Source organism: Paenimyroides marinum, from assembly GCF_900108395.1.
Lineage (GTDB): Bacteria > Bacteroidota > Bacteroidia > Flavobacteriales > Flavobacteriaceae > Flavobacterium > Flavobacterium marinum.
In genome coordinates, this window is the sequence record NZ_FNXE01000003.1 from 12,769 (window position 1) to 37,011 (window position 24,243).

27 protein-coding genes are annotated in these 24,243 nt (G+C 41.1%); 16 read left to right on the forward strand and 11 right to left on the reverse strand.

Annotation, left to right across the window (positions count from 1 at the left end; genetic code table 11):
- Window positions 1–8: 8 nt before the first annotated feature.
- The gene (locus BLW20_RS01665; protein WP_091095675.1) at window positions 9–728 is read right to left on the reverse strand and encodes a hypothetical protein; all 720 of its coding nucleotides are present in this window, start codon (window positions 726–728) and stop codon (window positions 9–11) included.
- Window positions 685–6,960, reverse strand: coding sequence for a P-loop domain-containing protein (locus BLW20_RS01670; protein WP_091095677.1), 6,276 nt, complete (start codon window positions 6,958–6,960; stop codon window positions 685–687). Before BLW20_RS01670 ends, BLW20_RS01665 begins: the two co-directional genes overlap by 44 nt.
- Before the next feature lie 192 nt (window positions 6,961–7,152).
- On the opposite strand from BLW20_RS01670, the gene BLW20_RS01675 reads away from it, so the two are divergent.
- The 15 genes from BLW20_RS01675 (at window position 7,153) to BLW20_RS01745 (ending at window position 17,792) form a co-directional block, all read left to right on the forward strand.
- Window positions 7,153–7,458 (forward strand): DUF4134 domain-containing protein, encoded by a 306-nt coding sequence (locus BLW20_RS01675; RefSeq protein ID WP_091095680.1) that lies wholly within the window; start codon window positions 7,153–7,155, stop codon window positions 7,456–7,458.
- Between the two features lie 11 nt (window positions 7,459–7,469).
- A complete protein-coding gene (locus BLW20_RS01680; RefSeq protein WP_053327174.1) occupies window positions 7,470–7,799 on the forward strand; it encodes a DUF4133 domain-containing protein in 330 nt (109 codons plus the stop codon).
- Window positions 7,796–10,300: a TraG family conjugative transposon ATPase gene (locus BLW20_RS01685; protein WP_091095682.1), complete on the forward strand. Its 2,505-nt coding sequence runs from the start codon at window positions 7,796–7,798 to the stop codon at window positions 10,298–10,300. Before BLW20_RS01680 ends, BLW20_RS01685 begins: the two co-directional genes overlap by 4 nt.
- A 28-nt stretch (window positions 10,301–10,328) precedes the next feature.
- The gene (locus BLW20_RS01690) at window positions 10,329–10,961 is read left to right on the forward strand and encodes a DUF4141 domain-containing protein (RefSeq protein ID WP_091095684.1); all 633 of its coding nucleotides are present in this window, start codon (window positions 10,329–10,331) and stop codon (window positions 10,959–10,961) included.
- Between the two features lie 2 nt (window positions 10,962–10,963).
- Window positions 10,964–11,959 (forward strand): conjugative transposon protein TraJ, encoded by a 996-nt coding sequence (gene traJ, locus BLW20_RS01695; RefSeq protein ID WP_091095685.1) that lies wholly within the window; start codon window positions 10,964–10,966, stop codon window positions 11,957–11,959.
- A 21-nt stretch (window positions 11,960–11,980) separates the two neighbouring features.
- Window positions 11,981–12,604 (forward strand): conjugative transposon protein TraK, encoded by a 624-nt coding sequence (gene traK, locus BLW20_RS01700; protein WP_053327170.1) that lies wholly within the window; start codon window positions 11,981–11,983, stop codon window positions 12,602–12,604.
- A gap of 10 nt (window positions 12,605–12,614) precedes the next feature.
- Complete coding sequence (locus BLW20_RS01705; protein WP_049038323.1) at window positions 12,615–13,046, forward strand: hypothetical protein; 432 nt, start codon at window positions 12,615–12,617, stop codon at window positions 13,044–13,046.
- Between the two features lie 20 nt (window positions 13,047–13,066).
- Window positions 13,067–13,351 carry a hypothetical protein gene (locus BLW20_RS01710; RefSeq protein ID WP_049038324.1) on the forward strand — a complete coding sequence of 95 codons (285 nt, stop codon included), beginning with the start codon at window positions 13,067–13,069 and terminating at the stop codon, window positions 13,349–13,351.
- Window positions 13,341–14,678 (forward strand): conjugative transposon protein TraM, encoded by a 1,338-nt coding sequence (gene traM / locus BLW20_RS01715; protein WP_091095687.1) that lies wholly within the window; start codon window positions 13,341–13,343, stop codon window positions 14,676–14,678. Before BLW20_RS01710 ends, traM begins: the two co-directional genes overlap by 11 nt.
- Before the next feature lie 24 nt (window positions 14,679–14,702).
- Complete coding sequence (gene traN, locus BLW20_RS01720; protein WP_049038326.1) at window positions 14,703–15,596, forward strand: conjugative transposon protein TraN; 894 nt, start codon at window positions 14,703–14,705, stop codon at window positions 15,594–15,596.
- A gap of 21 nt (window positions 15,597–15,617) precedes the next feature.
- Window positions 15,618–16,178 carry a conjugal transfer protein TraO gene (locus BLW20_RS01725; protein WP_091095689.1) on the forward strand — a complete coding sequence of 187 codons (561 nt, stop codon included), beginning with the start codon at window positions 15,618–15,620 and terminating at the stop codon, window positions 16,176–16,178.
- Between the two features lie 11 nt (window positions 16,179–16,189).
- Window positions 16,190–16,639, forward strand: a complete 450-nt coding sequence (locus tag BLW20_RS01730) for a TraQ conjugal transfer family protein (RefSeq protein WP_091095691.1) — start codon at window positions 16,190–16,192, stop codon at window positions 16,637–16,639.
- 110 nt (window positions 16,640–16,749) lie between these two features.
- On the forward strand, window positions 16,750–17,037 hold the full coding sequence (locus BLW20_RS01735; protein ID WP_091095693.1) for a molybdenum ABC transporter permease: 288 nt from the start codon (window positions 16,750–16,752) through the stop codon (window positions 17,035–17,037).
- Between the two features lie 181 nt (window positions 17,038–17,218).
- A complete protein-coding gene (locus BLW20_RS01740) occupies window positions 17,219–17,530 on the forward strand; it encodes a helix-turn-helix domain-containing protein (RefSeq protein WP_091095694.1) in 312 nt (103 codons plus the stop codon).
- The gene (locus BLW20_RS01745; RefSeq protein ID WP_091095696.1) at window positions 17,511–17,792 is read left to right on the forward strand and encodes a helix-turn-helix domain-containing protein; all 282 of its coding nucleotides are present in this window, start codon (window positions 17,511–17,513) and stop codon (window positions 17,790–17,792) included. The genes BLW20_RS01740 and BLW20_RS01745 overlap by 20 nt, the downstream gene beginning before the upstream one ends.
- A gap of 5 nt (window positions 17,793–17,797) precedes the next feature.
- On the opposite strand, the gene BLW20_RS01750 is transcribed toward BLW20_RS01745, so the two are convergent.
- Window positions 17,798–18,535: a YoaK family protein gene (locus BLW20_RS01750; protein ID WP_091095698.1), complete on the reverse strand. Its 738-nt coding sequence runs from the start codon at window positions 18,533–18,535 to the stop codon at window positions 17,798–17,800.
- 518 nt (window positions 18,536–19,053) lie between these two features.
- Between BLW20_RS01750 and BLW20_RS14825 the strand changes: the two genes are divergently transcribed.
- Window positions 19,054–19,290, forward strand: a complete 237-nt coding sequence (locus BLW20_RS14825; RefSeq protein ID WP_245725256.1) for a response regulator — start codon at window positions 19,054–19,056, stop codon at window positions 19,288–19,290.
- A gap of 280 nt (window positions 19,291–19,570) precedes the next feature.
- Here BLW20_RS14825 and BLW20_RS01760 read toward each other — a convergent pair whose 3' ends face one another.
- Genes BLW20_RS01760 through BLW20_RS01795 form a run of 8 tightly spaced genes read right to left on the reverse strand, consistent with a single transcriptional unit; the run spans window position 19,571 to window position 24,232 of the window.
- Entirely contained in the window at window positions 19,571–20,380 is an 810-nt protein-coding gene (locus tag BLW20_RS01760; protein WP_091095700.1) for a PRTRC system ThiF family protein, read from the reverse strand.
- Window positions 20,380–21,105, reverse strand: a complete 726-nt coding sequence (locus BLW20_RS01765) for a PRTRC system protein B (protein WP_091095702.1) — start codon at window positions 21,103–21,105, stop codon at window positions 20,380–20,382. Before BLW20_RS01765 ends, BLW20_RS01760 begins: the two co-directional genes overlap by 1 nt.
- Window positions 21,106–21,115: 10 nt before the next feature.
- A complete protein-coding gene (locus BLW20_RS01770; protein WP_091095704.1) occupies window positions 21,116–22,270 on the reverse strand; it encodes a hypothetical protein in 1,155 nt (384 codons plus the stop codon).
- A gap of 17 nt (window positions 22,271–22,287) precedes the next feature.
- Complete coding sequence (locus tag BLW20_RS01775) at window positions 22,288–22,506, reverse strand: PRTRC system protein C (protein WP_019976352.1); 219 nt, start codon at window positions 22,504–22,506, stop codon at window positions 22,288–22,290.
- Between the two features lie 18 nt (window positions 22,507–22,524).
- A complete protein-coding gene (locus BLW20_RS01780) occupies window positions 22,525–23,136 on the reverse strand; it encodes a PRTRC system protein E (RefSeq protein ID WP_091095706.1) in 612 nt (203 codons plus the stop codon).
- A gap of 12 nt (window positions 23,137–23,148) precedes the next feature.
- Window positions 23,149–23,337 carry a 3-isopropylmalate dehydratase gene (locus BLW20_RS01785; RefSeq protein ID WP_091095708.1) on the reverse strand — a complete coding sequence of 63 codons (189 nt, stop codon included), beginning with the start codon at window positions 23,335–23,337 and terminating at the stop codon, window positions 23,149–23,151.
- Window positions 23,338–23,380: 43 nt separating this feature from the next.
- A complete protein-coding gene (locus tag BLW20_RS01790; RefSeq protein ID WP_091095710.1) occupies window positions 23,381–23,821 on the reverse strand; it encodes a hypothetical protein in 441 nt (146 codons plus the stop codon).
- Window positions 23,822–23,824: 3 nt separating this feature from the next.
- Window positions 23,825–24,232: a hypothetical protein gene (locus tag BLW20_RS01795; RefSeq protein WP_091095712.1), complete on the reverse strand. Its 408-nt coding sequence runs from the start codon at window positions 24,230–24,232 to the stop codon at window positions 23,825–23,827.
- Window positions 24,233–24,243: the final 11 nt, after the last annotated feature.

The window sequence follows — 24,243 nt, forward strand, 5'->3', positions numbered from 1 at the left end:
TCTCAGATTTAGATATTATTCGACAATTTTTTAAGGTCAGTTTCATAGACTTTTAATAAAGTCTCATTAAGCTGTGAATATTTCTGAAGCTGAGTAATCCTCTTTTTTAACCTCTCAATATCATATTGTTTTGAATAATCATCTTTATCATAATCTTCAATATCAAAAGAAGGGTTATTATCTAATAAAACATTAATGATGCTTGTATCAGCATTATCAGATAGGTTTACAGCATTTTCAATCCACTGCTTTGTTCTCTCATTTTTTGCATTATTAGCGGCTTGGCCTAATGCATATTCTATCCAAATCCTGGCTGTCTTGTCAATTTCGTTAGCAATATCCATCCATTCTTCTACAGATTTATGATTTAAATTGTCTGTTTCTAATTCCGCCAGGTCTTGATTGCGTAAAGCATTATAAAAATAAGGTTCCTCTTTGTCAGGATTTAGCTTAGACAATGTATCCAGGATAGGCTCGAAACTTTGGAAAGGTCTTCTTCCAGATGGAAGAGAATGCCGGTGTTGCCATAACATTAATATTACATCAAAACACTCTTTTTCTGCTGCCTCTTTTTCATTCCCTTCTGATTGTTCAGCAACAGATATTTTTTCTGCAAGATAATGAGCCATCCAGCGTGAGAAGGTATCAACGCCTGGTTCTAATTTAAGCTCTTTCACGAAGAGTTTACCCAAGTTTATGATTTTTTCCTGTAGTTCTAAGTTCTCCATCTGATGACAGTATAAATAGTTTATGTATAGGTTTCGAATATTCGTATTTATCTTCCCGGCTCCGGTATTTATAATTAATTTCCCTTTTTATTCCAACTTCCAATATCAGGTCACAATTAAGAGTTGAACACATGTGTTTTAAAAATTGTAATGACGCTTTTAACCGTTTACCGGCCTGATTTGGATTTTCATCTCTGTCGTCTCTGTGACTGCTCCATATTGCGCATTTCAAGGCTGGATATGATGACTTGGGTGAATACCAAATTTTCCCGTTACCATCTACAGACAAACTTAACCTGTCCACAATATCATCTCCTATTACAAAAGGAGGATAGTCTACATTATCAGCATAGGGATCATATTCGTCTAATCTTTTGGAAACAGATTCATCCTTAATCCACCCCTTAAGCTCAAAAGAACCTGATTCTATTTCCATATCCCCCTCTTTATAATTAGGAAGTTTGTAGTCATGAGGATCACTGCAGGTTTCCAGTGCTATCATTAGTGCGCCGGAAGTGCCTTTAGAAACCAATGCAGAGGCAATTGAAAAACTTTCGGTTCTTTCGCTATCTTTTTCTTCCCATCCTCCCCGTACATTAAGCCATTGTTCTCCGCTGTCATCGTCTGTTAGTAATGCTTCATAAAAACTCTTTTCCGGAATTTCCGATTTCCAGTTATCATCCTTACTTTTAGAAAGCCATTCTGGTCTCTTTAATGGCACTGGATCACGATAGTCTATTAACCATTTTCCATCAGCACACGTTAATAAATGACCTGAGATCCACTCGTCCCACTCATTATCATACCAATCTCTTTTTGATACTACAGGCATTTTTTCGAGAAACTTTGCTGCTGCTACCATCATGGAATGGTAAGACAAATAGAAGTCAAGATTATCTGTTCTTGGGTAACTTCCATGGTCATGCCAAGTTTCTCTTTCATTCGAATATCTATTCCATATCGATATTCTCGGATCATTGTTATAACCGTTTTTCTCTTTTATACCCCATTCTTCAATAATGACATTAGCAGCTATATCTTCTACTTGTTTCCCCGGTACACCAAATACATCGCCCAACGGTTCAAACCAGTACCTGTCAAAATCCCATCCGAAATGAAAATCATATTCAGTATTAACTAGTCCGTTAATGTGCCAATAACTATCTACTGTATCATTGTAATCCATTTCCACTACCGGCATATTGCTTTTACCAACAGCTTTTAGTTTATTCAGTGTTTCGTCATCATATATATCGTCCAAAGAAGTGGAGAGATTGACCGATATTTCTGCTGAAAACTTTTGAATAAGGATGTGAGGTTCACCAAAGGCATAATGAACGAATATGTCTTTATATTGAACCAACAACTCGGGTTTATCAAGAGAAACTCTTACTAAAGCAATTAATAAATATAATCGGGCATGAAGATTATAAAACGGAAATTGACAGCTACCAAAGGCATCCACTTTGTCATGCTGCATCCAGTTAATCAGTTCATCAATGATACCCGTACAGTTGAATTGGGCTAATGCACTTACCGTATGTGCTGCATTCCATCGTTCTGATGAGCGAGGGGATCCAAGAGCAGACCAAATGAAACCCGCTATATTTTTGTTGACATTCTTAGATGTAAATAACCATTTATCCCATTCGCCATCACCAAAATCTTTCTCAATATGTAATTCAAATCTTGATAGTGTAAAATCAAGTAAGTCCGTTACCTTTACAGGGTCGATTATTGAAGTAGCAATACTTACAAACCCAAAAAACATTTCTGCGTCAGAAAATTCGTACCCGCTTGACAGCCCTTCAAATATTCCTTCTTTTAGTTTATCTATTTCACTTTCACTAAGATTAAAATCCTGAACAAAATATTGAAAAGAATACAGGCTTATCAGTTCTTGTGCATACTTCCTTCCTAATTGCTTTGCTAAAACAGGCCAGTTTTTCTTGAAGCTGACCTTATTTTTCCATTCTTCTGGAAGCAATTTGAAAAAAGATTTGAGTTCATAACGATTTACTCTTGATAAGAGTAATATATCAATAAATTTCCAGAGATCCTTTTCATTCAATCTTTGTATCACTTCGTTCCAAAAGCTTTCAATGTCCCTGTAGAAACGCTTATCGGATATTGCATTAAAAGCAAGAAGGCATTTTTCAAACTGTTCATTGTTGAGAATATCCAGAGCTCCAAAGACATCTTCCCAATGTACATTATCATCAGTTCGATTTGTGTTTTGAAGAGTTTTATCTTCTTTATCCTCCGGCAATAATTTTTTATTCTTTTGATGGTAAGCTAATATTCCATCTAATGTATCATTCTGGATATTTTGCCGGGAGGCTATTTGCTGCATCTTTTCCCAGTAATCGGCGGTGGTACCTTCTATTTGGAGCAGATAGATGGCATCTGCAAATATCTTTTGCTTTATTTCTGTATTACCTTCATTTTCCAGGCAGATGGAAAGCAACTCTTCAAGTTGATGATAGGAGAAAAATCTTGACATCGTCCATCCTGTTGAAGGCGATATTTTGCCGGATTGTACCAATTCCATCAGTAATGCTTCTAACTGGTATTCAAACCTTCCTATGTCTCTATCCCGCCACCGGCTTAGTGCAGATATTCCTTCTCCGCTCGACATTCTCGCACAAACAGCAATCGCTTCGCTTCTGTTCCAATACTTTTCACGGGAGACATATTCTCCCACTACTTCGGCACAGCGTATAAAACGATAAGCTAATTCGTCAGAGACACTATCTCCATTGCATGCTTGTTTAGCAAGTGATACAACAGCTTCCCATCTCCTGACTATTTCGTCGCCAAATTTAGACACGATGTTTACGGCCTCTTCAAAATATACACTGGCGTCATCAGAGGCTGTATTCAATACAGCACGGGCAAGTCCGATATATCTTTCCGCCATTTCTTCAGGGCCATCTTCGGTGATACTTTTTATTCGCTCATAAGCACTTTGCTCAAGCTCCTGTTTTACTAAGGATAAATGCGGTAATCTGAATGCTGCTCTTACTGTATTCAGCTCATCGGGAATCCACAAAGCTTTATTGTTCTTGATGTAGGTATTATAAAACCAGTTTACTTCTTCAGTATTTCCTTTGTCATATAATATTAGAATAGATGACTGAAGTGCAGCAATCTCGTTAGGTAAAGTATCGTAAGAGCGATATCTATTGGTTCTTGCTTTGTGTGATTTTTCATTCGCATTTTTTACTTCACCTTCAAAATTGAAGTCCTGCTGGCTCAATATTCTAACCCTTAGAAGATACCAGGGAAACAAGCCGTTGATTATTTCTTTGAATTCTTTAATCTCATTATCCCGATCATAGTCACTTTTTTCCTTTTTGTCAGCTAGATTTCGAGGCAAAATAGCATCAATATCTACTTCCGATTTATCTTCCAATAAGTTTCGGATTGCGAGTGTTTTTAGGTAAAAGGTACGTTCCTGAGATTGATGTGCACTATATACCATCTGCGACGCTTTTAAAGGGATATAATGTCTCAATACCCTTAGCAGTTGTGTAGATGGCAAGTTTCTATATAGACAAGCCTCTATAAAAGACACTATAGCTGGTGTAATATTATCATTATGATAGTAGTGCTTTGGTTTTTTAATCCTGGATTTCGACCCTGTTAAGAGCCTTAAACAAGTTTCAATGAACTGTTTTTCAGGGAATCTCCCAACTTTTATGAGTTCGCTGACAATAGCTACTGTATAGTATGGTTGCCTGATACAAGTTTCCAAAAAATTATTAACAGCTTCAAAATTTCCAATATCTATAAGCCTATTTGTTAGGTTTTTCATGATACCGAAAACAAATGCTTTGGACTTGAATCGATTTAGGAAATCAATACAATCTTCTACGCCGTAAATATTGAAAGATGTATATGCTAACTCTACAATATCTCCTTCCGTAACTTCATTTCGTATTTGGCGTTCATCACTTTTTCGAAGCTCTTCGTAATATATATCAAGCCAATTTTCAGCAGCTCTTAGGTAACCCCTAGCTTCTCCCTTATATTCATTAATTCCTGACAGTAATGAAGCAGTAAAGACATTCTCTGAACTATTCCAAGCACCACTCAGTAAGCGTTTAAATGCAATATCCTGAACCTTTTGTTTATCCTGTAAAGTAACAAGCAGGTCAATATTGTTCTGAAAAAGCCCAAGCTGCCGCCGATTTCCAGCCACTTCCTCGCCAGCTCTCATGGCTATCTTAATGGCATCATTATATTGTTTTGCTCTCAGTGCTGCACGAAAAGCAAACTGTAACCTGTAAACACGTACATTTCTTGCATCGATTGGATTATCTTCCGGCAAATAACTGTCCGAGAGTGCAATTTCGATTAGTTTTTTATATTTCTCTGCCTGAAGGTACAGATGCGGCAGAACCTCGGCCACATAAGTGTACTGATTGGCTAAAGGCTCTAATATGTTTATATAGGTTTCGAAATTTTCTTTTTTTGCCAAGAAAGTTTTTCTAAACCACGTTTCCGTTGGCTCATCTCTGAATTGTACAGATTCGTCTGACAACCACAACGAGCGACCAATATCTGCTACAAAGCTTTTAATTGTCTCGGTTGTTACTCCTGCCGCTTTTGCTAAAATTTCTATTGGAATATGAGGAGGTAAGCTTGCCAACCCTAAACATATTGCCTGTATTTGTTCCTGAAAAGAATCCGACAAGGAATCTTTTATTGTTGATATCGCTGTGTTTAATTGCAGTTCAATCTGCTCCTCAACGGTCATTCCCGCAGGACCTAATCGGCTTAATAATTCAGAAACGGTTGATGCATGAACACTTAATGCATTTGCCTGCACACGAGGATTGCCACTGGTTAACCGATGAAATTCCGTCCCGTCTTTTTCGTCAGCTTCAGGGAACCATTTCCGTAAATTTATTAATGATTCAGTTTCGGAAAATGCTTCTAATTTAAACTGAGCAATTTTAGAGTTAGGTTTTAGTAACTGAATTCGTTCTGTTCTGCATAATAAAACCAGCTTACATCCGTCCGGTATATTTTCACGAAGCAATTCGTTGGCAAAACAGGGATGGTTGTATTCCTGAGCTGCCATTTCTGCATTATCTGCCGCATCAATCAAAATAAATAAGGTGGCAGAATCACTTGTTTGTTTTAAGGTTTTTACAGCGGCGTCAATCCGCCATAAGAACTTCTTCATAATATCATTATCCTGGGAAGTGTCCTGTACAAGCAAAGGATCGCATAGACCTTTTACGGCAAGTTCATTGACAATTTGAACCAAAGCATCCCGATGTCTATGTCGAGGTTCGCTACGATTTCTGTATCGCCCCGCTCCAAAACAATCATAGGCAATACCTATTGAATCTGAAGGTAATGAATGTATTAGCTGGCGACAGAATACAGATTTGCCAACACCGCCCGGTGCATGGACAATGACAGGATATGAAGAATTTGAAATATTTTTGACAAGCTCATTGTGTTGTTCCCGCTCAATGATATTTTCTGCCTGTTCCCATATGGCAGGAGCCGGAAACAGGTCTCTCTCGGCGGAAATACCGAAGCGTTTTAAAATATCTTCCCGAGAAATTATTCCGTTAGAGTCCGGTAAAACCCTTTCCTGTACAAGAGCAACAATACTTTCAATTTGTGCATTATCAACAGTTCCGGCTATCAATTGTGCTATTTCTAATCTCAGTTCATCTTTTTGAGTATTGTAATCGCCCTCGCCATCCTGGAAGTTCAAAAGTTTACAAAACTTACTCAGTTCATCAGAAGAAAATCCCGTATATTTTTCAATGGTTTCTCTAAACCTATCATTGACCGGGTCATCATTTGCTAACAAATTTATATTCCGTTTGAAAGAATCTTCTAGCGGTCTGTTGGTAACGATGGTAAATGAAAAAACAGGAGCATTTGTCTCTGTTAAATGTTGGGAAAATCTTTTTGAAAAGCCCTCAATGGTATCTTTCAAATCACTTAAAACAAAAGGAGTATCTTTCTGAACCGTTGTGTGCTTTAATTGGTAATACTTAATCTGCTTTCTGTCATTTAACTCATCGTAATATTCAGTGACGTCTATAACATACTCGCCTTCTTTCTCGTTTTCTTTTGAACCTTCGATCACAATAGTCCGTAGAGAAGCGTTAGAATAAACTAATCCTAAGCAGCGTCTGGCTGCCCACCTGTAATGAAATACATCACCTGCTCTTGAATATGCTACTAAGTCGTTCGGCATTATCTGTAGTTCCTCAGCTAAAAGTTTTAAATACAGCTAATATACTGCTTTTTTCACTTCAATAACAGCCATTCACAGCCAAACACTTCCTTTGACTGCCACTTTCTTATAACGCCTCTTTTTCCACAAGACATTTGTCCCGAAAGCTCGCAAGGTGCGGGATAAACAGTAACAAATTAATGTGTTTCAATTATGGACAAACAGAGAAAAAAAATTTTGCTGACGTTAGGTGCAATGCTGTCGGCAATGGGTGCTTTCGCACAGGGAAACGGCTCGGCAGGTATCAACGAAGCTACCCAAATGGTAACAAGCTACTTCGACCCTGCTACCCAATTAATCTACGCCATCGGTGCGGTCGTGGGGTTAATCGGAGGCGTTAAGGTGTACAACAAATTCAGTTCCGGTGACCCAGATACATCGAAGACGGCGGCTTCGTGGTTTGGGGCGTGTATCTTCTTGATTGTGGCGGCTACTATCCTGCGTTCATTCTTCCTTTAATTCCTTGCCTTATGAATTACAATATCAATAAAGGCATTGGAAGAACGGTGGAGTTCAAGGGGCTGAAAGCACAATACCTGTTCATTTTCGCTGGTGGGCTGCTCGGAACGCTTATCCTCGTGATGATACTGTATATGGCTGGCGTGAACTCTTACACCTGCTTGCTGCTCGGTGCTGGCGGTGCTTCGCTCATTGTGTGGCAGACCTTTTCGCTGAACAGGAAGTACGGCGAATACGGTCTGATGAAAGTAGGTGCGAGAAAAAGACATCCCCGCTACATCATCTGCCGCAAGCCGGTACACCGCTATTTAAAATTCACGCCTAAACAGAACGCCCTATGAGAAATGTATCTAAAACCACTACGCTGGAAAGTAAATTTCCATTGTTGGCAGTAGAGAACAACTGCATCTTATCCAAAGATGCGGGCATTACCGCCTGCTTTGAAGTGCGCCTGCCGGAACTGTTCACGGTAGCTTCTGCGGAATACGAAGCCATACACTCCGCCTGGCACAAGGCTATCAAAACCCTGCCTGATTTTACGGTCATTCACAAACAGGATTGGTACATTAAGGAAAGCTATGCGCCCGATTTGGCAATCGAAGACCAGAGCTTTTTATCAAAGTCCTATCAACGCCATTTCAACGAGCGACCGTTCCTGAACCATTATTGCTACCTGTTCCTGACGAAGACCACAAAGGAAAGAATGCGGATGCAAAGCAACTTCAGTTCGCTTTGCAAAGGTACGTTAATACCAAAGGAAATCAGGAACAAGGAAACGATACACCGCTTTATGGAGGCGGTCGCCCAGTTTGAGCGTATCGTGAACGATAGCGGTTTTGTTAGCCTGCGGCGTTTGACCGAAGAGGACATTATCGGAACGGAAGATACACAGGGATTACTGGAACAGTACCTCACGTTATCGAGGGGAGCCGGAACACCAATGCAGGACATCGCACTCGGAAACGAAGAAGTACGCATCGGTAACAAAAGGTTAAGCCTGCATACACTTTCAGATACGGACGACCTGCCCGGAACGGTATCGGCAGATACCCGTTTTGAAAAGCTATCTACCGACCGTAGCGACTGCCGCCTTTCATTCGCCGCACCCGTGGGCTTGCTGTTAAGCTGCAACCACATTTACAACCAGTACATTTTTTTGGATAACAGCGAAGACAACCTGCAAAAGTTTGAGAAGTCCGCAAGGAATATGCACTCACTGGCTCGTTACAGCCGTGCCAACCAAATCAACAAAGAGTGGATAGAAAAGTACCTGAACGAAGCCCACAGCTTCGGGCTTTCTTCAATCCGTGCGCACTTCAACATTATAGCGTGGTCGGAAGACCCTGCGGAACTGAAACAGCTAAAGAATGATTGCGGTAGTGCATTGGCATTGATGGAGTGTAAGCCTCGGCACAACACTACGGACGTAGCCACTTTGTATTGGGCAGGTATGCCCGGCAATGCGGGCGACTTCCCCAGTGAGGAAAGTTTTTACACTTTTATTGAGCCTGCATTGTGCTTCTTCACGGAAGAAACCAACTACCACAATTCGCCCTCGCCGTTCGGTATCAAGATGGCTGACAGGCTTACAGGAAAACCTATCCATTTGGATATTTCCGACCTGCCTATGAAGCGTGGTATCATTACGAACCGGAACAAGTTTATACTTGGTCCATCGGGAAGTGGTAAATCGTTCTTCACTAACCATATGGTACGGCAGTATTATGAACAGGGCGCACACGTACTGTTGGTAGATACGGGTAACTCTTATCAGGGCTTGTGCGAACTCATCAAAGGAAAGACCAAAGGCGAAGACGGTGTTTACTTCACTTATACCGAAGATAACCCCATTGCCTTTAACCCTTTCTATACCGATGATGGCGTGTTCGACATTGAGAAGCGGGAAAGTATCAAGACTTTGATACTGACCTTATGGAAACGTGACGATGAGCCGCCAACCCGTTCTGAAGAAGTTGCCCTTTCCAATGCGGTAAGCGGTTATATCGAACGTATCAAAACGGAAGACGTTTACCCGTCATTCAACGGTTTCTATGAGTATGTAAAAGGCGACTACCGCAAGGTACTGGAAGAAAAGCAGGTCAGGGAAAAGGACTTTGACATTGCCAACTTCCTGAACGTACTCGAACCCTATTACAAGGGTGGCGAATATGATTACCTGCTGAACTCCAACAAGCAGTTAGACCTGCTTTCCAAACGCTTTATCGTGTTTGAGATTGATGCGATTAAAGACCACAAAATCCTCTTTCCCATTGTGACCATCATCATTATGGAGGTGTTCATCAACAAGATGCGCCGATTGAAAGGTATTCGTAAGCTCATCCTGATTGAAGAGGCTTGGAAAGCGATAGCCAAAGAAGGAATGGCAGAATACATCAAGTATTTGTTTAAGACCGTCCGCAAATTTTTCGGAGAAGCGATTGTCGTAACGCAAGAGGTCGATGATATTATCCAGTCGCCCATTGTCAAGGAAAGTATCATCAATAACTCCGACTGTAAAATCCTGCTTGACCAACGCAAGTATATGAACAAGTTTGATGATATACAGGCGATGTTGGGGCTTACGGACAAAGAGAAAGGGCAGGTACTTTCCATCAATATGAACAACGATGCAAGCCGACTTTACAAAGAGGTTTGGATTGGCTTAGGTGGTACGCACTCGGCAGTCTATGCCACCGAAGTTAGTTTGGAGGAATACCTCGCCTACACGACAGAAGAAACCGAAAAAATGGAAGTAATGCAGCTTGCTTCCGAACTGGATGGTAATGTAGAACTCGCCATTAAGCATATCGCAATGCAAAGGCGGGACAATTCAAATCAATAGTCATTAACAATTTAAAAATTCAGAAACAATGAAAAAAGTATTGTATCTGGTGTGTACGGCACTGATGCTCGCCGTAGCACCGTCAGCAAAAGCCCAGTGGGTTGTAACCGACCCGGCTAATTTGGCTTCGGGCATTATCAACTCTGCAAACGAAATCGTTCAGACTTCCTCGACCGTAAGCAATGTAATTAAGAACTTCAAGGAAGTAGAAAAGATGTACAAGCAAGGCAAGGAGTATTACGACAAGCTGAAAGCCGTCAATAACCTTGTGAAAGATGCCCGTAAAGTACAGCAAACGGTTCTGTTGGTAGGTGACGTGTCCGAAATGTATGTACAGAATTTCGGCAAGATGATGAACGACCCGAATTTCTCCCCGCAGGAACTGGCGGCAATCGCCAATGGTTACTCGGCACTCTTAAATGAGAGTACTGAACTGCTGAAAGAACTGAAGCAGATTGTAACCTCATCCAGCCTTTCGCTGAACGACAAGGAGCGTATGGATATTATTGACCGTGTATATAAAGAGGTAAAGGAATACCACAGCCTTGTACGCTACTACACCAATAAAAACATCTCCGTGAGCATCCTGCGGGCAAAAAAACAGAACAATACCAAAAGAGTGCTTGAACTCTACGGAACGCCAAACCAAAAATACTGGTAGTTATGGAATTTAGTAATCTTCACGAAGTCCTACGCTCATTATATGATGAGATGATGCCACTGTCCGCTGATATGGCGGCAGTGGCTAAAGGGGTAGCGGGCTTGGGAGCATTGTTCTATGTGGCATTAAAGGTTTGGCAGGCTTTAAGCCGTGCCGAACCTATTGATATGTTCCCTTTGCTCCGTCCTTTCGCTTTGGGTATCTGTATTATGTTCTTCCCGACCATCGTATTAGGCACCATCAATGCGGTACTAAGTCCGGTGGTACAGGGTACACATGCCATTCTCGAAGACCAGGTACTTGACCTTAACGATTTGCAGGCTAAAAAAGACCTGCTGGAACGGGAAGCAATGCTCAGAAATCCGGAAACTGCCTACCTCGTATCCAATGAGGAATTTGATAAGAAACTCGAAGAGTTGGGCTGGTCGCCAAGCGACCTGATTACGATGTCAGGAATGTATATGGACAGGTTCGCCTACCAAACGGAGCAGGCGGTCAAAAATTGGTTCCGCAATCTGTTGGAGGTACTTTTTCAGGCTGCGGCACTCGTCGTGGATACTATACGAACGTTTTTCCTTATCGTACTTTCCATATTGGGGCCGATAGCCTTTGCAATAAGCGTATGGGACGGTTTTCAGTCCACGCTCACGCAATGGCTGACCCGGTATGTCAGCGTTTACCTATGGCTACCCGTAGCCGATCTGTTCAGTTCCATGCTCGCCAAAATACAATCCCTCATTATTGAAAAGGATATAGCAATGCTTGCAGACCCCACCTACATACCCGATACGGGCAACACCGTGTACATCGTGTTTATGATAATCGGTATTGTGGGTTATTTCACGATCCCGACCGTAACGGGCTGGATTATTCAGGCTGGAGGAGCAGGAAACTTTACCCGTAATGTAAACCAGACCGCAATGAAAGCCGGAAACATCGCAAGTGCCGGGGTTGGCTCAACAGCCGGAAACATCGGTGGCAAATTAATGGGAAAATAAAAACAATTAAATGATTTAAAAATGGAATTTAAAACGCTAAGAAATATCGAAAACAGCTTTAGGCAGATCCGTTTGTATGCCATTGTGTTTGCTGTTCTCTGCATCGGCGTGGTAGGATATGCCGTATGGCAATCCTACCGCTTCGCAGAAGAACAACGCCAGAAAATCTATGTGTTGGATAATGGCAAATCACTGATGCTTGCCTTATCGCAGGATGCCAGCATCAACCGACCTGTGGAAGCAAGGGAACACGTCAGACGTTTTCACGAGCTTTTTTTTACGCTTGCTCCCGATAAGAATGCCATTGAAAGCAATATGAAACGGGCATTTAACCTTGCCGACAAATCAGCTTTTGATTATTACAAAGACCTGTCGGAAAAGGGCTATTACAACCGTATCATATCCGGTAATGTGCAGCAACGCATAGAGGTGGATAGTGTCGTGTGCAACTTCGACAACTATCCGTATTCGGTGCGAACCTATGCCAAACAGTTCATTATCCGGTCAAGCAACGTGACCAGGCGAAATCTGATTACTTCCTGCTATCTCGTGAATTCCGTCCGTTCGGACAACAATCCGCAAGGATTTAACATCGAAAAGTTCGCGGTAATAGAAAACAGGGATATCGAAGTTATAAACCGCTAAAACTAGGGATATGAAACAGTTACTTGATTTAAGCACATTCGCAAAAACACTGACTGATAAAGGATATGATGGGTATTTCCAAACGGAGGGAGCTTACCCCGATAAAATTAAAGACAGTATCAGCCAGTTCTTGGAGGCTTGCAAGAATGGTACGGACAAACCTCTGCGGCCCGATAGCTTTTCGTTAAGGACTTACATCGAATGGAATGGCGATGACAAACCCAAAGTTGATTGCTATATGCGGGTACGGTACGAAGACGGCAAATTCGATGTACAGAAAATGGACATTACAAGGAAAGACCAATACGGGCATTTAATGAAGAAGTCGGAACTGACAAACCTATCCACAGGTACAGTGCCGACCCGAAAAGAAGCCATTGCATTGGTGTCCGAACCACCTAAACAAAAGCTGTCTTCACAGGTCAGACGGCTCAGAATGTAATAACCGATAATCATTAAGGTATGAAAAAAATCAGAGCAAATATGGACAGGTACTTTGACAAGCTGGACGACCGCTGGCAGACTTTGCCCATCAGGAAACAGCACCAATATACCCTTTACTTTTTTGTGGGGTATCTGCTGTTGACCGCAGGGGTCATTTTCAAAGTATGGTACGACACGGCAAAGTCCGGTAACGACATGCACATCGAGCATATCGAAAACCCTGTCCTCAAAAAGAAAGAAAGTCCGGCAACCTTGCAGGACACCATAACAACAATTTTAAAAAATAGAATTTATGAAAGATAAGGAGAACAAAAAGTCGGTTGTCCGGGTAACGGAAGGAAATCCGTCGGTAACCGCTGATGTGCTGCAAGACAGCACAGAGAGCAAAGCCGAAAAGCTCAAAAAGCCACTTATATTCGGCTTGATGGGAATTGTCTTCGTGGGTTGTATGTACCTCATATTTAAACCATCCGAAGATAAAAAGGCAATGGAAAACATCGGGCTGAACGATGCCGTACCACAGGCTACGGATGCAGGGCTACCCGATGATAAAGGGAAAGCATACGAGCAGGAAATGCTTCAGCAAAAAGACCAGGAAAAACGCAACGCACTTACCACGCTTTCCGATTATTGGAACACGGAAGACAGTACACAGGACAATGAAGAAGCGTTTACCGAAGAGGAAGAAGCCTACGGATACGGCGGGGGCAGAACTTCTGGAAGAAACGGCAATCCTGCATTGAGCAGCTACCGCAATATGCAAAGTACATTGGGTTCATTCTATCAGGATGATAATGCGGAAACAACTGAACTCCGCAGGCAATTGGAGGAACTGAAGGAACAATTGGCCGAGAAAGATGTACCGCCTGTCGCCACCGTAGATGACCAACTGAAGCTAATGGAGAAATCCTATGAAATGGCGGCAAAATATCTTCCGAAGAATACGAATACAGAAAATGCTGCACTTGATAACAATGTTACTCCGGCGGTTTCGTCTGCCAACCAAAAAGAGCATTTTGTGGCGTTTACACCTGCAAGAAAAAACACCGTTTCTGCCCTGTACCGTGAGCCTACGGATAGTGCTTTCTTAGCCAATTGGAGCGAAACGAGAAATCGTGGCTTTTATACCGCAGGTTCCATTGAGCAGGTGGTACAACCCAAAAACAGTATAAAGGCAAGTGTACACGAAACACAAACGATAGCAGGCGAAACAGGTGTACGTCTTCGTTTATTGGAGCCAGCTCAAACACCACAACGAACCATTCCAAAAGGAACGATTGTAACAGCTAATGCCAAATTTCAGGGAGGGCGATTACAGCTAAAGATTACTTCAATAGAACTGGAGGGCAATATCATACCGGTAGATATAACCATTTATGACATAGACGGACAGCAAGGTTTGTATGTTCCGTATTCGCCCGAAATGAATGCCCTTACCGAAATGGCAGGCAATATGAGCCAGACTTCGGGAACCAGCGTGATGCTCACGCAGTCCGCCGGACAGCAGGTTGCCGCAGACCTTAGCCGTGGCGTGGTACAGGGCATTTCTGGCTATTTCGCCAAAAAGGTGCGCACACCCAAAGTAACCCTAAAGGCAGACCATCAGGTCTTCCTTGTTTCCAAACAATGATGTTGAACTCAAATATTTTAAACAATGAAAAATCATTTTAAAACCTTTTGGGCTTTGGCCCTGATACTCGGCTTTGCCGTACAGTCCTACGCACAGGACAGCATCAAAGCACCGCTTGCCCTGGGCAAAATAGAACCGTACCGCATGGAAGTTACCTACGATAAAACTTCGCATTTGATTTTCCCTACCGCCATACGCTATGTGGATTTGGGAAGCGAATACCTGATTGCAGGTAAGGCGGAAGATGCGGAAAACGTACTGCGTGTAAAAGCATCGGTAAGGGATTTTGAACCCGAAACTAATTTTTCGGTCATTACCAATGACGGACGTTTTTACAGCTTCAATGTGTATTACAGTGGGTATCCCGATGCGTTGAGCTATGACCTTTTGACCATGCAGAAAGCGGTGGATAAGGCCAACAGTAATGATGTTCTTTTTGAAGAATTGGGCAACAATTCCCCGTCATTGGCGGGTTTGCTTCTGGAAACCATTTACAAGAAAGACAAACGTATTGTAAAGCATATCGGATCTAAGAGCTTCGGTATTCAGTTTATCCTGAAAGGCATTTACATCCACAACGGTAAATACTATTTCCATACGGAATTGAGAAACCGTAGCAATGTGCCTTTTCAGATTGATTTTGTCAATTTCAAAGTGGTAGATAAAAAGGTAGCCAAACGCACTGTTGTACAGGAACGCCCGTTGATACCGCTTCGTACCTACAAGCCACTCACAGAAATTTCAGGACAAACCACCGAACAGAATGTATTTCTGTTAGACCAATTCACTATTGCCAATGATAAGGTACTGTTGATTGAGATTTTTGAAAAGAACGGTGGCCGGCAGCAAACGCTTCAGGTGGAAAATTCGGATTTGATAAAAGCCCGGTTGATCAGCGATATGCACCTGAAATTTTAATAACCTTTTAAAGCAATAGCAATGAAAAAGTATATCTATACCGTGATGCTCGTCCTAATGGGTATCACGGTGGCACAGGCACAAAGGATGCTGCCTAAACAGAAAGGATTGGAAATAAGTGCGGGTGTATTGTCCGATGATAAAATTGGTAACGATTATTACATCAGCGCAGCAATGACCGTGAACGGAAAGAACGGAAATTACCAGCTTTGGGCATTGGAATACATGCACCAATACCACGGCTACAAGAACCTACGCATACCGCAGGAAACCTATACTGCAGAGGGCGGCTACAGTTTCTTCCTGCTGGGTGATGCCCGAAAGAATATCACATTGAATTTCGGAGTAACTGGCGTGGTCGGTTACGAAACCATCAACCGGGGAGAAACGATGCTGTATGACGGGGCGAAAATACTGAGCGAGGACAATTTCATTTACGGAGCTGGCGGACGGCTCACATTTGAAACGTACCTGTCAGACCGATTTGTGTTAGTCCTGCAAGGACGTACAAAGGTCTTTTGGGGTACGGATCTGGAACAGTTCAGACCGTCCGCAGGTGTGGGATTAAGGTTTAACTTTTAAAACGTAAAACAATGATAGCAATATTCAATAAATTCAGAATGGGGTTACTGCCATTGTATGTACTGTTGGCAATCCTCACAGCTTCGGTTACGCTGGTATCTTGCAGCAAGGATGATGAACTCGAAATACAGAACGATTTTCCTTTTGAGGTAAATGTGATGCCCGTACCAAAAGATGTTGCCAACGGGCAGACCGTGGAAATACGCATTACCATACAGCGTATCGGAAATTATACAGGTACGCAATACTATCTCAGGTATTTTCAGTTTGATGGTACTGGCACGTTGCGGTATTACGATGAACCGCCATACCTACCCAATGATTTGTACCCGTTGCCAACGGAGCAGTTCCGTTTGTATTATACTTCGGCTTCTACCGTATCACAGTCCTTTGAGGTGTGGATTTCGGATAGCTTTGGGAACGAAAAGCAAGTGAGCTTTCAGTTTAACAGTAGCGATTAAGAGAAACAACTTTGATAAAAGAAAAGCCGACTTTAAAGGTCGGTTTTTTTGCTTCTGATTTTCGACCAAGGATGTTTTTGTTTAAATTTACTTGATATAATTTTCACAATATGGATGCAGTTACTTCTCAATTGGTAATGGGAATTATTCCGCTTGTTATCGGAATAGGGCTTATCTACTGGATAAGCAGAAGGAAATTTTACAGGCGTAGTCCTATGGGAGCGGAGGGCTTTTCAAGTTTTGAAGCATCTGTGTTTATCCGTTTTATAGAACGTGTTGGTAAATGGATCGCCTATGCTTTAATTATTCTTGGCGTTGTTGTTCTTTGGTCTTATACACAGATGAAAAAAGAGAGGGAGAAAAAGCAACAGGAACTTAATATTGAACAGCCTGCCTAACGCTGATCGAAGTTTTTCTGCTGATTTAATTTCAATCGGATAGCTCAAAAGGCTGTCCGATTTATGTTTATAACAAATGTAAACCGCCAAATACTGCCTTTCAGTGCCAATGGATGCAATATTTCCCAATCCTGCAATAAGCCTTTCTAAATTCGACTTCCACAGAAAAATGGAGCAGACTATGGAAGTTATCGCAATACAGAAATCCGCATTTGACGGAATGACAAATGAGTTGGAAGCACTTTTGGAACTGACCGAAAACGCTACTCGGAAATATACCCCGATTTTCAAAGAAGAGAAATGGCTGGATAACCAGGAAGTGTGTTTGATGATGAACATTACCAAACGAACATTGCAGACCTATAAGGATAAGGGTTTGTTGCCTTACTCTAAATTAAACCGCAAGAATTATTACAAACTCTCGGATGTACAGGCTTTGCTCGAAGCCGGACAGCCGTATAATACCAACGACAATGGATTTACTAACGAATGATACCCAAGAAATCATCGCCCATCAGGAGATGATAACGCAATTGAAAAAGCGTATCGAAATAATCTTGAAAAATTATCGCCCTGTAATGAACGGGGAAATTTACTTATCGGGTGAAGATGTGTGTAAGTTGTTACATATTAGTAAACGGACGTTACAGCAATACCGGGATGACACAATATTGCCATACATTCAAATTGGTGGTAAGATTATTTACAAAGAATCAGATATACTACATATTCTGGAAAAGAACTATACGGGTTGATTGCTTTAGTGATGATCTCTGAATCTTCGTTTTAATATATAGTATCTAAATAAGAGTCTGTCATACCATAAGGCAAACAGCAATAATCCTACAGCAATCAAAAGCGTTCTTAATTCAAGATATGGAAATATAAATCCTCCAATTATTCCTCCTGAAAAGAAACAACAAATAATGGCTAGTTTCAGATAGATGCTTTTACTTAGTTGCATACGCTCGGAACGTTCCTTATAAAATAACATTTGTGATAATTCAATACCAAGATCCGTAAATAGGCCTGTTAGATGGGTTGTTCTTACTACTGATTGAGACACACGTGTTACCAATGCGTTTTGTAAGCCCATAGCGAACAGTAAAGCTGAAGCTAAAAGAATAGAATACGGAAAAGGTTCTTTTGTCAGCAGAAAGGAAGAGAAACTAATAACAAATAGTATAAAGACCTCTATAGATATAGGGATTACATAAGTAGCTTGTTGCTTATATCTTGATACCCATTCCATGATTAGGCTGGAAGCAAAAGCTCCGAACAGAAAAAATAATATATAGAACAAATAAGCAAATGCCATTCTGTAATCCTTCAAAACAAGTTCTTCTGAAAAGAAAGCGAAATGACCTGTAACATTTGTTGTTAATGTATTCAATTCCAAAACGCTCGTAATGTTTACAATACCTGCAACACCCGATAAGATGGAAGCTAATTTAAGATTGTGGGAATAAGTGCGACCTTTCCCTTTATGTCTGAACATATTAGGGTTCTTTTATTGCAAATTTACAAAACTGCCTTTCTTTATTTGCTTGGCATTGTATATAATAAACAACATTCTTACCTTTGTTTGATAAAATATAGAAACTTAAAGTTGTTTTTACTTTAAGTCCCACATTGAAAACTGGTAATTTTTAGACTACGGGACGATAATAAGTAAGGACGCTCACGCTATAGGCGTGGGTGCTCGCTTATTCGTAGTCGGGTATACCAGTACCTCAATGTCGGTAAGTGTGGTGGCCTACGCTTTTTTTTGTGCAGGTACTCCATTAATTTAATACTGATATATATGGAAACTGGTACACTACAAAAAAAAATACGCTTTCTTTTATCAATGATAAAAGCCCGATTGTAGATATTATCTGCAATGACCTCTCTGATTCAGGATTTGAAATACTATTCCGCTCGCAACATATCGAAGACGGAATAATTCAGTTATCTGCTTTAACCTCTCTACCTGAGGTCTGTATCATTGATCTTGATTTTTACGATAAGAATGTATTGGCAGATCTTCAGGAATTACACAAACAATATCCAAGTATTAAGCTGATTGCCCATAGTGATAGAGATACCGAAAAAGCTGTAAAACCGCTTTTGGAAATGGGTTTTGCAGGTTACCTTCTCATTGGCAGCGATAGGGACGATTTCATAAAAGCCATTGATGGAGTTACCAATGGAGGAAGATATTTTAGTGTGGGCGTAGCGAAGATTGTACAGGAATATTTTGGCAATAAGTAACAGCCCAATCCTAACACCGTAAAAATATCTATTCAAATCAAGCGACCTTCTTTTGCTTCTTTTCTTTGGTCGCAGTCTGAAAAGAAAAGAAGTCACTCCCGAATACAACAAATGGGATAAAGAATATCCCACGAAATAATATCGCAATCTGTTTGGTAAAATGTAGAGAGAGGGAATTGTGTAGGGGTGCATTTTGACAAAGTGGTTGCACCTTTTTAAATGCGAAAAGGCGGTTCCGACCAACGGAAGGATGCGTCTTTTCGCCGCCCGACTTTTGAGGTCAGGCAACTTTTAGGGGTTGGGTGTGGAAATTTTTCAGATTAATGAAAAATCCCCTGTTTTCGGTCATTCCGAAGCGAAACATATTCCACAATAACGAACAACCCATTTGAGCCAATGTAGCATTGATATACAAATCCTGCTTTTCCAATGCTTCTGCCAAACTACAACTTGGCGTATTGTCCGTTTGTTCGGACTGTTTCAGCAAGTCGCCAAATTCATCCGTAACCATTGGCAGGCTTGCCACCGTTTCGTACTTTTCGGAGTCGGGTTGTTTGATACTTCCGATAGTAGATAGTATTACTTGCCCTGTATGTTGGCTGTTCCCAAAATCCAACCAATATTTAGGCTCATCACGGTTGGCTCTGCGTTGTTTGCTCATAGCTGTGAGCATTTCCGCTATAGCAAACCTTGTCTTTACATTATCCACACAAGAAATATAAATCGTTGCTTTTGTATTTTCGGGCAGTCCTCCCAACGAATTGCGTTCAAACTTTTGGGTTTCTGCTTTCCAATTCGTTCCCATAAACCGATTGACACGGTTTATGAGTGCAACCGATTTGTACAATCCTGTTTCACTCGGTGAAAATCGCTGTCTGCCCAAATTGGCTTCCGTGATAATATCATCATCCCATAAACGCACCTGCAATCCTGCGTGTCCCAACTCTGTTAGGCTATGGCTCATTTCCATTAAGGCAGTCAGCACTTTTGAGCCTGTGCCACCTGCACCAATCAAATTGACTTCAATCGGGTTTGTAGGACTTATCAGATAGTTGTCTGTAAAATGTACTTTGGTTTTATCTGTATTCATCACAATAGATTTTTAAGGTTTTTGTTATACGGTTTTAATACTTCTTTTGGAAAGGGATTATCTGTGTTTATAAGGTCTTTCCAAACCTTTACGCAATCGCCTTTTATGGGATTGTGTTTGCCCAACAAATGGCTGAAATAAGAATTGAAAAAATAGTGTTCCCAAGCCTGTACAAATTCTTCAACCGATGCGGATTTCTTTATATCTATGCTTACCGTTCCCATACATACTTTACCATCTTCGTAAATATTGAAAAAAGGAGCATAATGGAGTTTGGTTTTATCATTCGGTCTTCTGTCACTCGCAAGGGCATATACGGTAAGGCTGTTTTTACTCGCTTTCCAAAGCATTGGCGGTACATATCCTTTACCATTGGGTATTTTCAGACTGTCCACAAAAAACAACTTTCTTTGCTGTGCTTTGGTGTACCAGATTACCGTGCCTTTTTCCGCACTCGGATTGATATGTAAAATGTTTGTCGGCAAAATTCCGTTTGGCTTTAAAAAGGCTTTGTCCTTGTCTTTTTCAGTGCGAAGTGACTTTGCCAATATATTTGCTTCTCTCACGGTCAATGGGTGGGCATTGATTGGATTTCCATTTTTATCCATATCAAAATGCTCTACATACACATCGGTTGTCCGTCCTTTGGTTTCATAGAATACCAAAGCAGATTTTGGGTGGTATAATGTACCGAAGTCCTGTGTTATATCGTTTATCGTTTCCATATTTTTGCGTTTAACATTGGTGTAAAATATCGCTTAGGTTGTGTAACAATTGAAATAACCTGTTTTCAAAACAAAGATTGTTGGCGGTTATATCCCTGCCGTCAAACTGTTTTAGTATAATGGGTTCTTCCATTTGTCCGTATTCCTGTATATCGGTGTTTACGGATTCTATCAAGGTTTCGTTTAGCCAACCTTTGTGGTCTGCGTAAAATGAAATGTACTTTTCCATTCCGATAATGTTGTCCATATCTTCTTCAGATGCTTCCCCATTAGGTTTGGCATTGCGGAACACACTTTCATTCGGGTAGGTCAGATACAGGGAAAAGGCTTCTTTTGCTACCGCTAAACATTCCCTGTCAAACTCATTCCTTACTTTGAACTTTTCAATACGTTGTTCAAATACGGTCAGATTGATGCGGTTATAAATCCGTTGCTCGATAAAGTCCCCGATAAATTCGGCTTGTTTAATCTCTGAAAGATAAACTTCGGTTTCTTCTGTATAATCGTCCTGTTCCACCCAATCGTTCATCATTTCGTACATCCAATAGAGGTAACTTGCTTCCTGCCTGTAATAAGGAATATCGGCTATATGGTACAGATAAGCACAAACGGACAATAACAAGTGTGCGTTGGCTTTTCGCTTCTTATCGTGCAAAAGGCGATACAATGGCGAAACAGGAATGTAGAACAAGGTTGCTCCTGTATTGTAGCGTTCTTCACTTACAAAATAGGTTTTCTTGCTGTCCTGTACCAAACGGATTTCTTCCCAATCTAAAACTTTGCTCTTTAACTTTTCCTCTACATCAGCCATAGCCAATGCCATATTGTAGGGGTAGGTAAATTGTTTGGTCTGTGCAGGTTCAATATTATAATGTTCTGCCAATTTGGAAAGGGACTGAAAAAAATCCCTTTCCGTTTTGTCCGATTTCCTGCAAGCCTGTACGGTTTTCGTTTCTTTCAGTTTCGGCAGAAAGGTGCATTTTAGAAAACCATTGGCAACATCGCTGTTGGAACTGACCTGCGTTTGTCTTTCCGTACTTCGTTGGCGTCCTTTGGTTTTTGCATCCAATTGGCGAACTCGTTTAACTGGCGGTGCAATTGTCGTTGCCTTTGCTGTTCGGGTGTTATAATAGTTCCCGATAGGATATGTTTGTGCATAGTTCATCGCTTTAAATATTTGGTTTAACCTTTCGTTCCCATTACGCTCTCAAATCTGTACTCTACTGCATCATCTTTGATTTGCGGTGCAGATGCTTTTGCGGTAGTCAGTATGGGGTACATATTGGCGTAAAAATTCATTACGGCTTCCACGCTCCAACGTGGTTCGGGGTCGGTCAGTCTGATGTCCTGTCCTTTATCTTTGAGTATAAACACTCGTTCCAATTGCGTTGCTAATAACATAATGCTCGTTTTTAATGGTTAATACTCGTTTTCTTCTTCGTCCGTTTCGTCTGTTGGATAATCGGCTGTAACTTCTTCCGCTTTTGGCGGTTCGGGTGTGGCTTCTTCCATTGCTCCGAAAAGGCTCGGTGTGGCGAACTTGTTTGACAATTCCGTTTTGCGTTTGCGTATCTCGTCCGCTTTTTCGGGAAACTCGGTTATGTCGGGAACTTTCATCCACGCTTCACGGAATTTGCCCTCTTTCTCCAATTCGTCAGCCTTTGCCATTCCATCTTTAAATTTCTTGTCTTTGGCTTCTTTTTCCTTTTTGGCTTTCTCGGTCTTTTCTTTCTCCATTGCCGATTGCTTTTTGACCTCCTCCATTTGCTTTAGGAATTTTTCCATATCCACCATTACGCCCGAAACGGTTTTAACAGGTGCTTTTATCTGCTCAAAAAATCCCTCGTCAAATTCCTGTGGTGTAGCGTTAAACGTCAATGGCGGTATTAGGTTTTTTGCGTTATCTCCGCATTGTTCATTGTTGAGCATAACCGATACGATTAGGTTATTTTCTGCTCCTTTGGAAATATTCAGTTGCAATACTCCTGTAAAGTCCAAGGCTTGTATCTGATTGAAAAAATTGGTGTTCATCGTTCTGAAATTTTAATTACTGTTATTATTTTCCTTGATTGCTTTTAGTTTCTTGTGCATATCTGCCCAATACTCCTGCCTTTCCCTGTCACTTTCCATTGGTGGGTCGTGCCGATATTTTTTAAACCAACCTGTTTGTCGAATAGCTTTTACGAGGTCGGTAACTTCAATCCAATTCCCATCTTTATCTATGATTTTCATTGTACTTGTATTAATGGTTCTTATTTGCTTACTATCTCAATGTTTATTCTTTAGTAAGTCTTGGATTTGGTCGTATTTCATCCAAATTGTTCCATACATGGGTGAAAATCTCTTTTATTTCCTTGTCCGATAGTTTACGGAGCAATATGGCATTTCGGTATTCGCTATGTATGGTGACTTCTTTGCTTAGCAAATACCCTGTGGCAACTTTAAGGGTGCTTTGTCCGCTCTTTATACATAGATGCAGTATGGCATCACTCCAACCCTCATAGCCAATCAAAAGTGTTTCATCCATTGGAAGCCCACCAGAAAATGCTTTATTAATGGTTGGGTCGGTAAATGTCAGGCAGGCAAGACAGTTAAAAGGTTCAATGCCCTCATGCGTTGCTACTTTTTTGGCAAACAACACCTGTTCAATAGCTCCCTTGGGGTTTTCGATGCCGAATAGCAGGGTTTCAATTTTGAAAGAAAATTTCTTTTTCATGTCTTAATCATTTATGGTTATCTCAATCATTTTATGTTCTCCGAAAAACAGATGTATAGCCTGTTTTAATTTAGTTTCACATTTCTGTTTTTCTGTAAACTCAATCAAACAGTTGGTGATAAATATTGAATTGTAACCGTCAAACAGTTGGTCAGAAAATACTCTCGGGCTTCTATGCAACATCACATTGTAGCGTTTTAATATCTGTTCTGTATTGTCAACCAGTCCGTACCAAAAGTCGGCTGTTATTAATGTATTGTCTGACCATATACTCCGCATATATTCGTCACGCTCTCTGAAGCGTTCTGTTTCCTGTTGGATAAAGACGATTAATTGTTTAAGGGTATCGGGGAAAAGTTTTGCTACCAAATACGCCTTTTGTACGTTGTTCATTTCATTTAAAGCTTTCATATCTTTTGTTT

What these genes read in the sequence shown, in the direction of transcription:
- BLW20_RS01670 (WP_091095677.1), bottom strand. Translation starts at nt 6,960, where the DNA reads ATGCCGAACGACTTAGTAGCATATTCAAGAGCAGGTGATGTATTTCAT.
- traM (WP_091095687.1), top strand. Translation starts at nt 13,341, where the DNA reads ATGAAAGATAAGGAGAACAAAAAGTCGGTTGTCCGGGTAACGGAAGGA.
- traK (WP_053327170.1), top strand. Translation starts at nt 11,981, where the DNA reads ATGGAATTTAAAACGCTAAGAAATATCGAAAACAGCTTTAGGCAGATC.
- BLW20_RS01745 (WP_091095696.1), top strand. Translation starts at nt 17,511, where the DNA reads ATGGATTTACTAACGAATGATACCCAAGAAATCATCGCCCATCAGGAG.
- BLW20_RS01685 (WP_091095682.1), top strand. Translation starts at nt 7,796, where the DNA reads ATGAGAAATGTATCTAAAACCACTACGCTGGAAAGTAAATTTCCATTG.
- BLW20_RS01785 (WP_091095708.1), bottom strand. Translation starts at nt 23,337, where the DNA reads ATGAAAATCATAGATAAAGATGGGAATTGGATTGAAGTTACCGACCTC.
- traN (WP_049038326.1), top strand. Translation starts at nt 14,703, where the DNA reads ATGAAAAATCATTTTAAAACCTTTTGGGCTTTGGCCCTGATACTCGGC.
- BLW20_RS01765 (WP_091095702.1), bottom strand. Translation starts at nt 21,105, where the DNA reads ATGGAAACGATAAACGATATAACACAGGACTTCGGTACATTATACCAC.
- BLW20_RS01795 (WP_091095712.1), bottom strand. Translation starts at nt 24,232, where the DNA reads ATGAAAGCTTTAAATGAAATGAACAACGTACAAAAGGCGTATTTGGTA.
- BLW20_RS01690 (WP_091095684.1), top strand. Translation starts at nt 10,329, where the DNA reads ATGAAAAAAGTATTGTATCTGGTGTGTACGGCACTGATGCTCGCCGTA.
- BLW20_RS01665 (WP_091095675.1), bottom strand. Translation starts at nt 728, where the DNA reads ATGGAGAACTTAGAACTACAGGAAAAAATCATAAACTTGGGTAAACTC.
- traJ (WP_091095685.1), top strand. Translation starts at nt 10,964, where the DNA reads ATGGAATTTAGTAATCTTCACGAAGTCCTACGCTCATTATATGATGAG.
- BLW20_RS01760 (WP_091095700.1), bottom strand. Translation starts at nt 20,380, where the DNA reads ATGAATACAGATAAAACCAAAGTACATTTTACAGACAACTATCTGATA.
- BLW20_RS01775 (WP_019976352.1), bottom strand. Translation starts at nt 22,506, where the DNA reads ATGTTATTAGCAACGCAATTGGAACGAGTGTTTATACTCAAAGATAAA.
- BLW20_RS01725 (WP_091095689.1), top strand. Translation starts at nt 15,618, where the DNA reads ATGAAAAAGTATATCTATACCGTGATGCTCGTCCTAATGGGTATCACG.
- BLW20_RS01705 (WP_049038323.1), top strand. Translation starts at nt 12,615, where the DNA reads ATGAAACAGTTACTTGATTTAAGCACATTCGCAAAAACACTGACTGAT.
- BLW20_RS01735 (WP_091095693.1), top strand. Translation starts at nt 16,750, where the DNA reads ATGGATGCAGTTACTTCTCAATTGGTAATGGGAATTATTCCGCTTGTT.
- BLW20_RS01680 (WP_053327174.1), top strand. Translation starts at nt 7,470, where the DNA reads ATGAATTACAATATCAATAAAGGCATTGGAAGAACGGTGGAGTTCAAG.
- BLW20_RS01790 (WP_091095710.1), bottom strand. Translation starts at nt 23,821, where the DNA reads ATGAAAAAGAAATTTTCTTTCAAAATTGAAACCCTGCTATTCGGCATC.
- BLW20_RS01730 (WP_091095691.1), top strand. Translation starts at nt 16,190, where the DNA reads ATGATAGCAATATTCAATAAATTCAGAATGGGGTTACTGCCATTGTAT.
- BLW20_RS01770 (WP_091095704.1), bottom strand. Translation starts at nt 22,270, where the DNA reads ATGAACTATGCACAAACATATCCTATCGGGAACTATTATAACACCCGA.
- BLW20_RS01780 (WP_091095706.1), bottom strand. Translation starts at nt 23,136, where the DNA reads ATGAACACCAATTTTTTCAATCAGATACAAGCCTTGGACTTTACAGGA.
- BLW20_RS01740 (WP_091095694.1), top strand. Translation starts at nt 17,219, where the DNA reads ATGGAAGTTATCGCAATACAGAAATCCGCATTTGACGGAATGACAAAT.
- BLW20_RS01675 (WP_091095680.1), top strand. Translation starts at nt 7,153, where the DNA reads ATGGACAAACAGAGAAAAAAAATTTTGCTGACGTTAGGTGCAATGCTG.
- BLW20_RS01750 (WP_091095698.1), bottom strand. Translation starts at nt 18,535, where the DNA reads ATGTTCAGACATAAAGGGAAAGGTCGCACTTATTCCCACAATCTTAAA.
- BLW20_RS01710 (WP_049038324.1), top strand. Translation starts at nt 13,067, where the DNA reads ATGAAAAAAATCAGAGCAAATATGGACAGGTACTTTGACAAGCTGGAC.